This window comes from Burkholderia sp. Bp9140 (genome assembly GCF_003853425.1).
In the GTDB taxonomy this organism is placed as follows: domain Bacteria; phylum Pseudomonadota; class Gammaproteobacteria; order Burkholderiales; family Burkholderiaceae; genus Burkholderia.
The window spans coordinates 1-1,757 of record NZ_QTPQ01000100.1 but is presented as its reverse complement, the minus strand read 5'-3'; the positions used below and the strand labels follow the sequence as shown (position 1 = coordinate 1,757).

The window sequence follows — 1,757 nt, the reverse complement described above, 5'->3', positions numbered from 1 at the left end:
GTCCGCTTATTCGTTAGGTGGACACGATACTCCCAAGCGCCTCGGTCAAACTCAAGACGGGTTGGCTAGCCGCTTACGTTCAGTCGGTCAGTTCTTGGCATATTTCTCTCGAATTCTGAATCGTGCGCTATTGAATGCGGCAACTATGCCTCCATTTGCGCTCGATAACAGGCGCATCGTCCTGTTCCGGAACGAGGGGATGTTTATGGTGGCGGTGCAGGACCACGAATATTCAGTGATGGGCGGTGCTAATCGAGCCAAGGTAGGCCGGCTCCTCAGCTTCGCCGCGAGCGCGATTTCGGGCGGCCTAGTCTTTGTTATCTTGCATTTTGTAGATATTGCCAAGAAACTCGGATGGAACGTCAACGTTCCTCCGACCTTGCTGTCGCTAGTGGGAGCCGGTGCCGTCTTCGGCGCTCTGTACTGGGTGCTGAATATGTGGGCTTGGAAATGGTACGGAGTCGGGACTTGGCTGAAGGTCCCCGTCCTGTCTGGGACTTGGGATTGCCAGGGCAAAACGCTCGCTCCAGATGGAACGACCAAGTTCGAGTGGCGTGGCGAAGTGAGGATTGTCCAGTCTTGGGACAAGCTGCGGATCCGCTTGACCACCGAAACATCCGGTTCGAACAGCATCTCTGCTGCACTCGCTCACGACAGCGTCGACGGCGTCGTGTTGCTGTACCACTACCGGAACGACCCCCGGCCGGAAGCTGCCGAATTGAGAGCTCACACTGGGTGCTCCGTCATGACGATCGCCAGGGATCTTGGGTCCGCAACTGGCGAGTATTTCACTGGCCGTGGTCGTATGACTTTCGGCACGATGACCTGGACGAAGAGGAACTGATGACCACCGATATCAACAAGCGTCTTTCACAACTGAGGCAGAGGCGTACCGGTAGCTCCACTAAGACGGAATCGCTTTCTCGTGCGGACTCGGTTCAAGCCGGTTTTGCAGAAGACGCAGCGGGCCCTGAATCCTGGGAGACACGCGGAACTTCTAGTCAACGCTGGACGAAGTATGCTATCGGCGCGATGGAGGCAGTGGGCAAGAAGTATACCGAGGTCAGCATAGCCACTGCCAACCGGGTGGCGGATCAGTTGCATGACCGTCTGTACACCGCGGGCGTCAAGGCCGAATTCAAACTGCAGGGCTCCGTACCACTAGACGTTCACATCAGGCGCGTTAGCGACGTTGACCTGCTGACCATCCGAACGGACTACAGTACCTACGCTGCGAACGGCATCAAGGCAAGACAGGGACTCTACCGAAGCAATACAAATGAGACCAGCGAAGAGAAGCTCGCAGGCCTTCGCGCCCAAGTCGAAGTCGATCTAAAAGCGGCTTTTCCAGCGGCCGACGTTGACATTTCGGGTGGCAAGGCCGTCAAAGTTTCCGGCGCTTCCCTGCAGCGCTCTGTGGATGTCGTGCCGGCGCACTGGCTCGATACCGAGGACTACCAGAGTACCGAAAGAGACGAGCACCGCGGCGTTAGGATTTACGATAAGAAAACCGGCGAGACGATCCGCAACCAACCATTCCTGCACATTGCCCGCGTTGGCGACCGCTGCGACTCGATTAAAGGTGGTCTTCGTAAGGCCATTCGCCTGTGTAAGAGTGTGAAGGCAGACTCCGATCGTGAGATCGAACTGTCAAGCTTCGACATTGCCTCTCTCATGTACTGGGCCGGCCCCGGCGAAAACCGGACACGAGGTAACGCTTAAACTTTGAGGTAGTCTTCCGCCTATGTTTAAGCCTA

The 1,757-nt window shown here is 56.5% G+C and carries 2 protein-coding genes; both read left to right on the top strand.

Annotated elements, in window-relative coordinates; translation table 11 throughout:
* The coding region (locus tag DIE21_RS36765) for a hypothetical protein (RefSeq protein WP_221622418.1) at positions 1–844 on the top strand (844 nt) is incomplete at its 5' end.
* Positions 844–1,722 (top strand): hypothetical protein, encoded by an 879-nt coding sequence (locus tag DIE21_RS36760; protein WP_124502198.1) that lies wholly within the window; start codon positions 844–846, stop codon positions 1,720–1,722. The genes DIE21_RS36765 and DIE21_RS36760, both read left to right, overlap by 1 nt.
* The last annotated feature ends 35 nt before the right edge of the window (positions 1,723–1,757 follow it).

Excerpts from the sequence above, each read along its gene's own strand:
- DIE21_RS36760 (WP_124502198.1), top strand. The coding sequence starts at position 844 with ATGACCACCGATATCAACAAGCGTCTTTCACAACTGAGGCAGAGGCGT.